The organism is Flavobacterium sp. 38-13, assembly GCF_001899155.1.
GTDB lineage: Bacteria > Bacteroidota > Bacteroidia > Flavobacteriales > Flavobacteriaceae > Flavobacterium > Flavobacterium lindanitolerans.
Map to the genome: position 1 here is coordinate 354,693 of NZ_MKVG01000016.1, position 14,247 is coordinate 368,939.

Here is a 14,247-nt window from a genome sequence, read left to right on the forward strand (position 1 = left end):
CGTCTTGTTTATGGGATTTTTTTGTTTAAGGCTTTGCCAACAAGATGCTGACCGCATTACCGCCAAAGCCAACAGCATTGACTAAAACTTTACGTATTGCTTTCTTTTCTTTTTGGTTTTCTGCAAACGGCACGGCAATAAATTTTTGGTGCTGCATCATCAATAAGGCCATTTCAATACTCAACATTCCTGAAGCGCCAAAAGTATGCCCAATCTTCCATTTGTTAGTAGTTAGCATTGGCAGATGGTCTCCAAACAACAGTTCAATTGCTTTTAGCTCAGAAGAATCACCCTTGATTGTTCCGGGGGCATGCATGACTATCGCATCTACATCTTTGATAGCTGTTGCTCCTAAAGCCATGGCCATCGATTTCTGGAAGCATTGGGCTTCGGCAGAAATAGAAATGCTATGTTCTAAAATTTCAGTCGCATAGCCAACACCTTCAATATAAGCAAGTGCATTTTGCCTTTCTCCTGTTTCCAGACAGGCTACCGATGCTCCTTCTCCCAACACCATAGAATTTTGGTTCTTTTCCCTATCAAAAGCACGGCATGGAAATTCATCCTGGCTTTTGGAATAGATTTTCAGGGCATTCATCTGGGCGATAGTAAATGGCGTAAGGGGAGCCTCGCTACCGCCTACCAAAAACTTGTCTGCCATACCTGAACGCAACCATGCTATTCCGTTAAGCACGGCATGTAGGGCTGTTGAACAGGTTATGGAATGAGATATTTCCGGACCTTTACTATTGAGGTCATGGGCTACCCAGGAAGAAATGTTTCCCAGAGTAGTAGTTGGCGATGCCAGAGTATGGGTTTTTCCGGTTTCCAGAAATTCCTGAAAATGTTTTTCAAATAGTTGGGTAGCGCCACGCGATGAGCCAATATTGATACCAAAATCGTCCCCCTGTTTCCATCCTGCATTTTCTATAGCTTTTCGGGAAGCCAGTATTGCATATAAAACAGATTCGTCCAAATTTTTATACTTACTTTCAGAATCCCTCAACTTTGCGATTTCATTCTTGAGATATCCGGGAAGCATGGCAGCCAAAGCCTTTGTATTCCCTATGGGGTATTCTGAAATTGAAGTTGCTCCGTTTAGATAATTCTGCCAGATTTGTTCCGGAGAATTTCCTAAAGGCGAAATCGAAGACAGGGACGTAATGGCTATTTTTTGAGACAAAACAGAATCATTATTTAAGGCAAAGCAAATCTTGCCGGAATGTTTTCGGAACAAATTTAAACTATTTCTAAGGCTTCTTTCACAACAGCATATACTTTTTCCAATTGCTTATCCGAAATTATATAGGGCGGCAGTATATAGACAATATTGCCAACAGGACGCAAGACGATACCCTGATTTATAAAAAAATCATATAGTTTGTTCCGGAAGTCGCCATAATAGCTTTCTGATGTTTCCGTTTTAATTTCCAATGCAAAAATCACTCCCAGAGTTCTCGTTTCCTTTACTCTTGGATGACTGCTGATTTTTTTCTGAAATTCTGTATGTTTCTGATGTACCCGCCGGATATTGTCCTGCATTTCATTACTCTGCAACAATTCCAGACTTGCCAAAGCAGCAGCACAGCCTGTAGGATTCGCAGTAAAAGTATGTCCGTGAAACAATGCCTTGTTAACATCGTCATTATAAAACCCATCAAACAATTCTTGAGTAAAAGTTGTTATGGCCATTGGAATTGTGCCTCCGGTCAAAGCTTTAGAAAGACACATCATATCCGGAGCATTTTCAAGATAATTACAGGCAAAATTTTGTCCTGTTTTCCCAAATCCGGTCATGACTTCATCAGCAATGTTAAAAACCGAATTCTCCCTACAGATAGCCATTAATTTATCCAAAGCAAAAGTTTCATACATTACCATTCCTGCCGCACCCTGAACCAGTGGCTCAAAAATAAACGCGGCATATTCATTTGTTTTAACCAGCTTTTCCAAAGCCTTAAACGATTCCTGCTCCTTTCCTTTTACGGGAACGGGAATACGGACTACTTCAATAAGCGAACCACGGAAAGCTTCCGTAAAAAAAGATATCCCACTAGCCGCCATTGCCGCAAATGTGTCACCATGGAAGGCATTCTCAAAAGCAATAATTTTTGTTCGTTTCTCTCCCTTATTGTAAAAATATTGCAACGCTACTTTTAATGCCACTTCAACGGCAGTCGAGCCATTATCAGAATAAAATATTTTCTTCTGGTTGTCCGGCAAAATTTCCATAAGTTTTTCCGAAAGCAGAACTGCCGGCTCATGCGTAAATCCGCCAAACAAAACATGTTCCAGGGATGTAAGCTGTTTGTGGATAGCATCGGCTATAAACCGGTTGCTATGTCCATAAGGGTTCACCCACCATGAAGCAATCGCATCAATATATTCTTTTCCGTTTTCATCCCATAATAAGGCTCCTTCACCTCTTGTAATTGCAATAGCAGGCTTTGCCAGCTTATGTTGTGTATAAGGATGCCAGTTATGCTGTTGGTCTCTTTCTGAAAGGGTCATACGCTATCTTATTATAAGGCTTTCAAATTATTGGCAAATAAATCGGCATATTCGCGAATTACATTTTTATCAAAATAAGGCTCGTCCTCAATTCTGCCAATGCATTTCAATCCGGTTTTACTTAGTATTATTTCTTCTGTAGCTTTGTTTTCGTTTCCATTAAATACGATTCCGGCAATATCAAGTTTTTTATCTCTCAATGCAGCAATAGTCAATAGCGTATGGTTAATACTTCCCAGATAATGCCTTGAAACAACAATAACTTTGTAATCTTTCTGAATCAAATCTATAACAGTATCTTTTTCATTTAAAGGCACAAATACACCTCCGGCACCTTCAATTACAAGACTGTTCTTTGTTTTTGGTTCTTTTATCTTTTCCAGTTCGATGGTTATACCTTCCTTTTCCGCTGCAAAATGCGGACTGGCAGGTGTCTGTAACAAATAGCTGTTGGGATGGATTTTTGTTTTTGAATTGGTTAACAGCCTTTCTAATTTATGGCTATCAGAATTATCGGCATCGCCCGCCTGAATCGGTTTCCAATAATCGGCCTCCAGACTTTCTGTAATAATTGCTGAGGCAATGGTCTTGCCTACATCGGTTCCTATTCCTGTGACAAAAATTTTCATGTTGATGGTTCTATGCCTAATGCAGATTGAATATTTCAAAGGTACGACTTGAGATTAATTTCCGCGACAAACAGACAATTTATAGTTTTTCTACGCCATTTTAACCTCAAAACATGTGAATCCCGTAAGATTTTATTATAGTTTTTGAAAACAACCGCTTTTTTAATTGCTAAATTTGAAAGAAATAACCTCATAATCTGCAAAAGTATGCCCATAGCAAAAGTACCGTCTTACATGAAAGCCGTTTATATTTCCTTGCTTATCATCATAATTATTTTTTTTATGATAATGGCGAAAGCAATATTAGTTCCTTTGCTTGTTTCCGGCTATATAGCCATGCTCATGACTTCATTTTGCAATCGTCTTGAAGGATGGAAAATACCCAGGTCACTAAGTGCCTTTATTGCACTGCTTCTCATCATTCTGCTGGCTTTGGGATTAATTTTCTTTATTGTTTCCCAATTGCAAAGTTTTACAAATGACGTGGAAATGAATATGGAAGAAAGCCTGAATAATTTTGCTATAAAAATCAATACAAGTATTGAGAATTTTATTGGCTATGATATTGGTATGGGCGACGGTTTCAAGATTAAAAAAGTCATGGAGCTTATCCAATCCGGGAATACCAATATTTCCGAACTGCTTTTTACAACAATAGGAACCTTATCCAACATCATCCTTTTACCGGTTTTTATCTTTTTCTTATTGATTTACAGAGACCATCTTGCCGTTTTTGTTACGAAAGTATTTGACAAACAGCGCAACAAAGTACTTATGGAACATATGGTTTCTATGCGAAAAATTGTCCATGCCTATATTGTAGGCGCGGGAAAAGTGATGATTATTTTGGGAATCGTAAATACGGCTGTTTTATTTGCTTTGGGAATCAAACATGCCATCTTTTTTGGGATGATTGCCGGGTTGTTGAACATTATACCCTATGTAGGACCTTTTATGGGTGCCTTAATGCCGTTTGCCTACGCTTTGATAACCAAAGACAGCTTATTTTATCCTTTTGCCGTTATCGTCTCTTTTACGCTGATTCAGTTTATGGAAGGCAGTTTCCTGACACCTAAAATTACTGGTGCGAATGTAAACCTGAATGCGTTTATTACTTTTTTAGGACTGTTGATAGGAGGAGCTATTTGGGGAGTAGTGGGAATGATTTTGATTATACCTACAATTGCTATATTAAAAAAGCTGTTTGAACTAAGCCCGGATACAGAACCTTATGCCTACCTGTTTGGCGAGGAAGATGCACAATGGTTTAAACGGCGCAAGCCTAAAATAAGCAGTTAGCAAGCGTTTCCAAAACTTTGGTGATTTCTTCTCCGGAATTAAAACTATGAAGGCAAAACCGGAGCCTTTCCTGATTTTCAGGAACTGTAGGCGAAAGGATTGCCTTTACATCAAATCCGTGTTGCTGTAATTTGCCGGCTATCGCTTTTACTTTGTCATTGCCGGGTATTATAGCCGACTGTATGGCTGATTTATTTCGGACAAAAACGGGCTTTAATCCTAATCGCTGTTTCTCCTGATTAAAATGCAGGATATTGTTCCGCAATTTTTCAATTGCCGGCTTTTGGATTTCCAGATTTTTATAGGCAATTAAAATTCCGGCTACAGAGTGAGGCGGTATTGCCGTAGTATAGATAAAGCTACGGGCAAAATTCACCAGAAAATCCTTGAGTTGTTTCGAGCCTAAAATGGCCGCGCCATGTGCTCCCAAACCTTTTCCAAAAGTGACTATCCTTGCAAAAATCTTGTCCTGCACACCCAAATCCTGTACTAATCCCTGGCCTGATTCTCCAAAAACGCCTAAGGCATGGGCTTCATCAATAACCAAAAAGCAACCGTGTTGTTCTGAAATAATAGTGAGCCTTTCTAAATCAGGCGAATCACCATCCATTGAAAAAACAGATTCCGTAACAATATAAATAGCTGAATTTTCGGATTTATATTTTAAAATCAATGCTTCCAGTTCGTCAAGATTGTTATGCTCAAATTTAAACGACCTGGCATTAGAAAGCCGGATACCATCCCGTATTGATGCATGGCTGTATTCATCATACAGTATGAAATCATTGCGTTGCGGAACGGAGCTGAAAAACCCCAAATTGGCATCATAACCAGAATTAAACACCAAAGCCATTTCTGCATCATGGAAACGGGCTATATGTTCTTCCAATTCCTTATATAGAGCATGGTTTCCTGACAAAAGCCTTGAGCCGGTTGCCCCATTTTGAATTATTCTATCGTGTAAAAGATACTGATGTGTCTGTTGGAAGATAGCTTCAGACTTTGAAAATCCCAGATAATCATTGGAAGCAAAATCAATCAGGTTATTGGGTTCGGGCAAAACCCTGAACGAGTTGCCCTGTTTTCTTTGTTCGATTTTTTGCTGCAAGGATTTTGGAAAACGTTTCATAGTAGCAAATGTAAGCAACTTTTATGCTGTTTGAAAGTTGTACATTTTAATACATAGCGTAAAGAAGTTTTGTACCAAACAATAAAAAAAAGAAATCCTTTCACTAAAAATCTCTTTGCGCCTCTGCGCCTTTGCGAGCAACTATCTCACGCAAAGGCGCAGAGGCGCAAAGTGAAAATATATAAACTTATTGGCTTTATTTTAATATAAACTCCATAACCATTTAAAACAAAAAAGCCCGGCAATTGCCAGGCTTTTATCTTGGAATAAAATCAGACTACTCTACAAGAATATTGATTTTATTGTCGTTCATTTCTAATGTTCCGGATTCGATAGATAAATGATATTTTTTATCGTCTCCTAAAAAGAACTTGCCTTCTGCTTCTTTTGAAAATTCAAAGCTGTCAGCAGCAATCTTGATATCTCCTTTTGTCAGGATAGAAATAATTGCAGCGTGATGATTCAGCATTTGGAATTCTCCATCAACTCCCGGAACCGTAACAGAAGTTACTGTTCCTGAAAATAATTTTGCTTCTGGCGATATAATTTCTAAATACATTTTTCTTTGCTTTAGGCTTTAAGCTTTAGGCTTGAAGCAATTAAAATTAAGCTTCAGCTAACATTTTTTGTCCAGCTTCGATAACATCTTCGATAGTTCCTTTCAAGTTGAAAGCTGCTTCCGGAAGGTGATCCAATTCTCCATCAATGATCATGTTGAATCCTTTGATAGTATCTTTAATATCAACCAAAACTCCAGGAATACCTGTAAACTGTTCCGCTACGTGGAAAGGCTGAGACAAGAAACGTTGAACACGACGAGCTCTTGATACTGCAAGTTTATCTTCTTCAGAAAGTTCTTCCATACCAAGAATCGCGATAATATCCTGCAACTGCTTGTATTTTTGAAGAATCTCTTTTACTCTCTGTGCACAGTTGTAGTGCTCATCACCCAAGATGTGTGGTGTTAAGATTCTTGAAGTAGAATCCAACGGATCCACAGCTGGGTAAATACCTAACTCGGCAATCTTACGAGACAATACTGTTGTTGCATCCAAGTGGGCAAATGTTGTTGCCGGAGCCGGGTCAGTTAAGTCATCCGCAGGAACGTAAACCGCCTGTACAGATGTAATAGATCCTTTATTTGTAGAGGTGATACGCTCTTGCATCGCACCCATTTCTGTTGCTAATGTTGGTTGGTAACCTACCGCAGATGGCATACGTCCTAAAAGAGCTGATACCTCAGAACCTGCTTGTGTAAAACGGAAGATGTTGTCCACGAAGAAAAGAACGTCTTTCCCTTGATCTGAACCAGCACCGTCACGGAAATACTCAGCGATAGAAAGACCAGAAAGTGCCACACGTGCACGAGCTCCTGGTGGCTCATTCATCTGACCGAAAACGAAAGTTGCTTTCGATTCTCTCATCCCTACTTTATCAACTTTAGACAAGTCCCATCCTCCATTTTCCATAGAGTGCATGAACTCCTCACCATACTTGATAATTCCTGACTCCAACATCTCACGAAGTAAGTCATTTCCTTCACGTGTTCTTTCACCTACTCCAGCGAATACTGAAAGTCCACCGTGACCTTTTGCAATATTGTTAATCAACTCCTGAATCAATACTGTTTTACCAACACCGGCACCACCAAACAATCCAATTTTCCCTCCTTTTGCATAAGGCTCAATCAAATCGATTACTTTGATACCTGTGAATAAAACTTCAGAAGATGTAGATAAATCTTCAAATTTTGGTGCCTGACGGTGGATTGACAATCCGTTATCGCCATCTTTTGGCAAATCTCCCAAACCGTCGATAGCGTCACCGATTACGTTGAATAAACGTCCGTAAACGTCCGGACCTACCGGCATTTTGATTGGGTTTCCTGTACCAACAACTTCATAGCCTCTGCTTAAACCATCTGTAGAGTCCATAGAGATTGTACGAACAGTGTTTTCTCCAATGTGAGACTGCACTTCAAGTACTAGTAGTGTACCGTCTTTTTTAGTGATTTCTAACGAATCATAAATTTTTGGAAGTTCAACATCCTTTCCGTTGAAAACTACGTCAACTACCGGACCAATGATTTGAGCAACTTTTCCTATTACTTTTGACATTACTTATGTATTTATTAAATAGCTATTTAGGTTTATGAAAAACACCTCTTTTTTCAGAGCGCAAAGATAGTTTTAAAAATGAAAAATTAATAATGTTTTTATAAAAAAATACGAAAAAAATACAGGATTGTCTGTTTAACGAATATTACGACAACAAGTATGCAGAATTCCAAAAACGAAAAAAAGCCATTATGCTTTCACATAATGGCTTTTATATCTGGAAATTTATTTTAATTCAGAGTCTGCGGATACTGAATTGGATAATTCCCTATATTAATTTCAGGTATAGAGGCTCCATAGGTAGCTTCTATAGCTTTAAGAAACTCATTTGCTATAAATGCATAACCTCTTGCCGAAGGGTGAACCCCGTCTAAAGAGAAAGCTCCTCCAGTTACATAAGTCGCAGTCAAATGATAGTTCCCAAAACGAATTCCTCCATTCAACAACTGCGCCATTATTGCTTTTGTGTCAACCATTGCCAAACCTTTGGCTTCTGCTACATTTTTAATTGTAGCATTGTAGGCATCAGTAGCTACTTTTACCTCTCCAACCTCAGCATTGGTCAATACATTCCCATCCTGCAGCGGATATGTAACTCCTACCGTATTAAACGGAGCAGGCACTCCTGCCTGCGGGGTCCCAATGATTGTACGGGTTGGCAATAAAATATAATCTACGAAACTTCCATTGGCCAGTTTTTTTGCATGTCGTGCCTGTCCGTACAAGCTACCCATTAATCCTGCTTGTGGAGCAGGTACGCCGGCACCTACCAGAGCTGTAGTAATCTGAACCGAATAGTCAACCAGCGACTCGTCTTTGATTAGCAGTGGATTTGAAGTTCCTGCCGCCAAAGTCGCAATACGATCTCCCTGTCCATATGCCGTCAATATCTGCTTAACAGGCCCAAGCAATTGAGTATTCAGCTGATTGGCCGTTGCCGCATCTAATGGAACAGGGTTATAAGGAACAGTGGTGAAATATGGAAGCGTATTAATGTATGGAAGGTTTGCTACAACTCCTTTAGCTCCATTTGCCGTCAAGGCATTTACCAATCCGTTGTATACATTGTCAAAAACTGTTGGATCAGTAATATCATTTGGCCCATATGTTGAAGGATTCAGATTACCTGTTCTATTAACTCCAACACCGCCGGAAGTAGCATAGCTCAACACATCATTCCCTCCAATCCATAATGAAAAGAAAGTCGGATTTTGAACCACGGCATCGCCAATAACAGAAGCAGAGGCCGAAGAATCAAATCTTCCGAAATAAGGATTTGCAGCCCCATATCCTGCTGCCGTTAAGTGGAAACTTTTAGCCCCCGGAACGCCCAGGTTATTAAACGTTCCTGAGAGCTGGTCCGTAATTGAAGTCCCCGAAACACCGGAAACGTTTACAGGCCCAACTCCATTAAAATATAATCTTGTAGGAAATTGAGGCACTTGATTTCCTCCCATTGAAAATCCCCCAACATTATCAACCATAAAAGGCACGGAAAAATTTCCTCCACCCACTAACGCAAATTGCTGCGCCAAAAAGCTAGGATACGAGTTTTCCTGACCTCTCTTAAAAAGAGCATTATCACTATAACCCGCAGCGAAAGAATCTCCTAACGCAACATATTTTGAAAAATCAGCTGATCCCGGCGAAACAGGAACATTTCCCGTAGAATCAGAATCGTCATCTGAACAGGCAATACCCAAGCTCAACGAAGCCAAGAGCAGCCATTTGAAATTTTTTATCATAATTGTATTTTTATAACGTTAGCCTTGATTTTTATGGATTGATAATCCAAGAAACTAAATACTGCTGCCCGATTCTTCCGGCTCCAATTACCTGTAGGTAATCATTTCCGAAAAGGTTCGACGCACTTATTTTAAATACTGATTTCATAGACGGAACCGCATAGTTCATCTGAGCATCAAATACCGTTACCGCCGGAATCATACCGTCAGCAAAAGAAGATTGCCAAAGATATTCGTCACTCCATCTTGCATTCAGGTTAAACCCGAAATTCTTGAACAGGTTCTGATTTCCAAGAGAAGCCTTTACTCTATGTCTAGGCGTGTTGAAACCTGCTATAAAAGAAGGATCTTTTGCCTGGTCGAAATCAAACTGAGCATGGTTGTAGTTGATTCCAAATTCAAAATCTTTGTAGATTTTCTTAGACAGTCCCACACCAAAACCAAAAGAATTTACATTTTCTGTAGTATTTGTATAGACCTGGTATACTCTACGGTCACCATTAGACAATGCCTGCAAACCTAGAAGAACATTCTGGTCTGACAAATCAGAACCAACTGTTCCGTAATAAGGACGGATAACACGGGAAGTACTCATGAAATCATTATAAATATTATAGTAAGCATTCAAATCAACAGCAATACCATTATCTGTAACCGACTTATATCCTACTTCAAATGCTTTTACCTGCTCAGGTTTTACTAACTTAATATTTACAATCTCCAAATCTGCAGGATTTTGCGATAATGCAAATGCCTGAACTGAAGGCACTGAATATACATTTGAATTGTAGGCATCTCTACCAGACAAAGTAACGGTAGCCGGAGCTCCTAAAGCCTGACCCGCAGCACTTACATTCATAGTTTCCACATAACGGTCTAAGTTATCCTCAGCAGAACCTACCAATGCAAATGGCCCTAAATCCAATCCGATGTATTGATCCTGAGTTGTCGGGTTTCTGAAACCTGTCTGGAAAGACACTCTGAAATTGTGATTTTTTCTTTCTCCTGCAGAATATACGAAAGAGATTCTTGGAGAATATTGTCCGTCAAAGTTCTGTGATTTATCGTAACGGATTGACCCTGTAAATTTCAAACGGTCATCCATAAATTTCTTCTGAACCTGCGTATAGATACCGTATTCATCATATTTGATTGGCCCGTCAAAATCCGTAAAGATAGTTCCCTGAGAATCCAATTTATATTTTCTGAAAGAACCCCCTACCTGAATTTCCGCAAATTGTATAATTTCTTTGAAATTGTAGTTTCCATCTACATGGTACAATTGTGACTGGTCAATAAATTTCGCTCCTTTTGTAAGGTCCGGATTTTGGATTACAGTTGCCAATGCATTATTGAACTCTGGCGATCCCGGCATATATCTTGGACCTCCCGTTGGCTGTGTAGCAAACTGAGGCAAGCCAACTAACGCTGCTGGCAATTGGTTATAATCTGCATATTGTCTTGCGATTCCGGCAGCCTGGGTTGTACTTGCACCCATAACAGCACTTGACAATTGATATGCCGTTGCATAATTAGTGAACCACTCCTGGTCTGTTTTCCATGCCCTGTTTACATTCCATGCCGCAAAACGCATATCGTATGAGTTACCGGCATCTTCTGTAGTCATATAAGCTCTAACAAAGAAATTTCTGTTTTTAACTTCCAGTTTACTCTGCTGCATGATGAAATCTTCCAGCCTGTATCTGTTAGCTCCCTGATAAATAGTACTTCCGATACCCACTTTATGTTGCAGGATTATCTCGAAGTCATCTTTCATCGGTTTTACATGCAATGAGAAATCCGCTTTTACGCTTTCAATAGAGTTATCATTAATATCTTCTTCATAATAACCGGTTCTGCTTACTTGTCCTACGTTTGGAATAAATGTAGTTACCTCATCACCATAAATATTCAAACCGTCATAGTTTTGGTTGATTCCATGACCAAGACCACCATTTGTCATACTTCTTTCATCACCTGCAATCCACTCGGTAGCTTTTAGGTAAGTGAAATTGGCTTTGGCTGCAAAATAATCTGAAAACTTATGGGCAGCACGAATACCAAAGTCATAGTAATCGTTTGTTCCTGCCAGTTTTTGGTTGGTTTTACCATATCTTGCATAAACGCTTATCCCTTCATAATCAAATGGGCTTTTGCTATTCATAAACAAGATTCCGTTAAAAGCATTTGCACCATACAAAGCCGAAGAAGCTCCTGGAAGTAATTCAACGCTTTGCACATCAAGCTCAGAAAGACCAATCAGGTTTCCTAAAACAAAGTTCAAAGCCGGTGAAGAGTTATCCATTCCATCAACCAACTGCATGAAACGGGTGTTGGCAACTGTGGCAAATCCTCTGGTGTTGATTGATTTGAATGACAAACTGCTGGTGTTAAAATGAACCTCTTTCAGGTTTTCCAAACCATCATAGAAAGTTGCCGAAGAAGTATTCTTGACATCCTTGATTCCCATTCTTTCAATGGTTACAGGCGATTCCAAGATTCTTTCCGGTGTTCTGGAAGCCGACACTACTATTTCATCAAGATTGATATCCTGACTCAAAAGCTGCACTTCTAATTTTTGTCCTGATGTCTTGACTTCGATAGTTTGTGTGGCATAGCCAACACTCGAAATCTCAACCATATACGGGGGCTGTTTTGTTGGCTTGAGCAGGAACTTCCCCTCAACATCCGTAATTGAGGCTGTTGACTCTCCAACTACCTTAACGCTTACTCCGGGAAGTGGCTGATTGGTCTCATCAGTAACAACTCCTGAAATTGAATTCTGGGCAAAGGCTACTCCGCAGAAAAGCAATGACAAAATAATAAGATACACTCTCATGGTTTGAATTTGTTAGTTTATATCGCCAAATTACAAATAAATTTAATATGCATGCATGGTATCAATAAAAAAAGCGAGAAATTTTCTCGCTTTTGATAATTTTTTACACAAAAAATTGACTATTCCACAGTTACTGATTTCGCTAAGTTTCGTGGTTGGTCTACATTACAGCCTCTCATTACGGCAATATGGTAAGATAAAAGCTGCAAAGGAATTGTTGTCAACAAAGGAGTTAAAGCCTCTGCAGTATCCGGTATTTCGATAACGTGATCTGCCAATTCCTTCACCTGAGTGTCTCCTTTTGTAACTACCGCTATAATCTTTCCGCTTCGTGATTTGATTTCCTGAATATTGCTCACCACTTTATCATAATGCCCTTGTTTTGGAGCTACAATAATAACCGGCATTTTTTCATCAATCAAAGCAATTGGGCCGTGTTTCATTTCTGCAGCCGGATAGCCTTCTGCATGAATGTAAGATATCTCTTTTAGCTTTAAGGCACCTTCTAATGCCACCGGAAAATTATAACCTCTTCCCAGATAAAGGCAGTTTGGAGCATCTTTATAAATTGACGCAATAGTTTTAGCAATATCATTTGTTTCCAATGCTTCTGCTACTTTTTCAGGAATAACTTCCAATTCTTGAAGATACCTATGGAAATCTGAATTAGACATCGTTCCTTTTGCCTTAGCAAGACGAAGCGATATTAATGTAAGGATTGTAATCTGGGTTGTAAATGCTTTTGTAGAAGCAACCCCAATTTCCGGTCCTGCATGGGTATAAGCACCTGCATGCGTTTCACGCGAAATAGACGAACCTACTACGTTGCATACTCCAAAGACAAATGCTCCTTTTTCTTTTGCCAGCTTGATTGCCGCTAGCGTATCTGCCGTCTCACCAGATTGGGAAATAGCAATGACCACATCTTTAGGATTGATGATTGGGTTTCTGTATCTGAATTCAGAAGCATATTCCACTTCAACCGGGATTCTTGCAAATTCCTCAAAAATATATTCAGCAACCAATCCTGCATGCCATGAAGTTCCGCAAGCCACAATAATGATTCTTTCTGCATTGAGGAATTTTTCAATATTGTCTTCGACACCGGCCATCTGAACGATTCCCTTGTTAGCCAAAAGCCTTCCTCTGTAAGTATCCTTAATTACACTTGGTTGCTCATAGATTTCTTTAAGCATAAAATGCTCATAGCCTCCTTTTTCTATTTGCTCAAGGTTCATCTGTAATTCCTGAATATAAGGATCTACCAATGAATCGTCTTTAATCTTTCTTACCTTAATCGATTTATTTTTTCTGACGATGGCCATTTCTTCATCTTCAAGATAAATTGCGTTGGATGTATATTCGATAAACGGAGAAGCATCTGAAGCAATAAAATACTCATCTTCGCCAATACCAACCGCTAAAGGGCTTCCCAAACGGGCAACCACAATTTCATCCGGTTTTTTAACATCAAAAACAGCAATAGCATAAGCTCCTACCACCTGATTCAAGGCAATCTGAACTGCTTTCCCTAATTTAAGGTTATCTTTTTTCTGTACGTCTTCAATAAGATTAACCAATACTTCCGTATCTGTATCGGATTTAAAAACGTATCCTCTGTTAATTAACTCCTTTTTTAAAGGCTCATAATTTTCTATGATTCCGTTATGGATGATTACCAAATCTCCTGAATTAGAAAGATGCGGGTGAGAGTTTACATCATTTGGAACACCATGAGTTGCCCAACGCGTGTGTCCTATTCCTATATTTCCGTTTATGGTAATTTCTTTGGCTTTTTGTTCCAGATCAGAAACTTTACCTTTGGTTTTAGCTACTTTCATGGATTCGCCATCATAAAGCATAATCCCCGCACTATCGTAACCTCTGTATTCTAATCTCTTTAATCCTTTAATAATTATAGGATAGGCATCCCTATGACCTATATATCCAACAATTCCACACATAGTTCTATCTTATT

At 39.3% G+C, this 14,247-nt stretch carries 10 protein-coding genes; 1 reads left to right on the forward strand and 9 read right to left on the reverse strand.

Going from position 1 to position 14,247, the window contains the following annotated elements:
• Positions 1-25: 25 nt before the first annotated feature.
• From BGO88_RS12120 to bioD, 3 genes are read right to left on the reverse strand one after another with little or no spacing between them, the layout of a single operon-like run.
• Entirely contained in the window at positions 26-1,183 is a 1,158-nt protein-coding gene (locus BGO88_RS12120) for a beta-ketoacyl synthase N-terminal-like domain-containing protein (RefSeq protein WP_286707039.1), read from the reverse strand.
• A gap of 56 nt (positions 1,184-1,239) precedes the next feature.
• A complete protein-coding gene (gene bioA / locus BGO88_RS12125; protein WP_286707040.1) occupies positions 1,240-2,511 on the reverse strand; it encodes an adenosylmethionine--8-amino-7-oxononanoate transaminase in 1,272 nt (423 codons plus the stop codon).
• Between the two features lie 11 nt (positions 2,512-2,522).
• Positions 2,523-3,140, reverse strand: a complete 618-nt coding sequence (bioD, locus tag BGO88_RS12130) for a dethiobiotin synthase (RefSeq protein WP_286707041.1) — start codon at positions 3,138-3,140, stop codon at positions 2,523-2,525.
• A gap of 207 nt (positions 3,141-3,347) precedes the next feature.
• On the opposite strand from bioD, the gene BGO88_RS12135 reads away from it, so the two are divergent.
• On the forward strand, positions 3,348-4,439 hold the full coding sequence (locus tag BGO88_RS12135; RefSeq protein ID WP_286707042.1) for an AI-2E family transporter: 1,092 nt from the start codon (positions 3,348-3,350) through the stop codon (positions 4,437-4,439).
• Here the strand turns inward: BGO88_RS12135 and BGO88_RS12140 are convergent.
• The 6 genes from BGO88_RS12140 to glmS form a co-directional block, all read right to left on the reverse strand.
• A complete protein-coding gene (locus BGO88_RS12140; protein ID WP_286707043.1) occupies positions 4,423-5,568 on the reverse strand; it encodes an aminotransferase class I/II-fold pyridoxal phosphate-dependent enzyme in 1,146 nt (381 codons plus the stop codon). The genes BGO88_RS12135 and BGO88_RS12140 overlap by 17 nt on opposite strands.
• 277 nt (positions 5,569-5,845) lie before the next feature.
• Positions 5,846-6,127, reverse strand: a complete 282-nt coding sequence (locus tag BGO88_RS12145; RefSeq protein ID WP_056071620.1) for a FoF1 ATP synthase subunit delta/epsilon — start codon at positions 6,125-6,127, stop codon at positions 5,846-5,848.
• Positions 6,128-6,173: 46 nt separating this feature from the next.
• Positions 6,174-7,685 carry a F0F1 ATP synthase subunit beta gene (atpD, locus tag BGO88_RS12150; protein ID WP_056071618.1) on the reverse strand — a complete coding sequence of 504 codons (1,512 nt, stop codon included), beginning with the start codon at positions 7,683-7,685 and terminating at the stop codon, positions 6,174-6,176.
• A 230-nt stretch (positions 7,686-7,915) separates the two neighbouring features.
• Positions 7,916-9,430 carry an SGNH/GDSL hydrolase family protein gene (locus BGO88_RS12155; protein WP_286707044.1) on the reverse strand — a complete coding sequence of 505 codons (1,515 nt, stop codon included), beginning with the start codon at positions 9,428-9,430 and terminating at the stop codon, positions 7,916-7,918.
• A 31-nt stretch (positions 9,431-9,461) separates the two neighbouring features.
• Entirely contained in the window at positions 9,462-12,269 is a 2,808-nt protein-coding gene (locus tag BGO88_RS12160) for a carboxypeptidase-like regulatory domain-containing protein (RefSeq protein ID WP_286707045.1), read from the reverse strand.
• Positions 12,270-12,388: 119 nt separating this feature from the next.
• Positions 12,389-14,233 (reverse strand): glutamine--fructose-6-phosphate transaminase (isomerizing), encoded by a 1,845-nt coding sequence (gene glmS / locus BGO88_RS12165; protein ID WP_286707046.1) that lies wholly within the window; start codon positions 14,231-14,233, stop codon positions 12,389-12,391.
• Positions 14,234-14,247: the final 14 nt, after the last annotated feature.